The 238-nt window shown below is 70.6% G+C and carries 1 protein-coding gene; it reads right to left on the reverse strand.

Annotated features, from left to right (window positions below):
- The coding region (locus HKX41_13330; GenBank protein ID NNC25117.1) for a hypothetical protein at positions 1-238 on the reverse strand (238 nt) is incomplete at both ends.

The following is a 238-nucleotide window of genomic DNA, read 5'->3' on the forward strand; positions in this document are numbered from 1 at the left end:
GAAACCCACGCGCAGGCTTTCGTGGCGTTGTTGCAGGCCCGACCAAGCCGCGATCAGGCGCTCGCGATCCAGCGGACCGGTCAGGCTCAGCACCTGCTGGTTGAGGTACTGGCCCGAATCCGGCGCGGCCAAGGCCGCGAACAGCAGGCCTTCCTGCAACGGCGACAAGGGATAGGCATCGATCGCATCGGCGTGCGCGGCGCGCAGGCGCGCGCCCTCGGCGGCGTCGAGCAGGCCG

This window comes from Salifodinibacter halophilus, from assembly GCA_012999515.1.
GTDB lineage: Bacteria > Pseudomonadota > Gammaproteobacteria > Nevskiales > Salinisphaeraceae > Salifodinibacter > Salifodinibacter halophilus.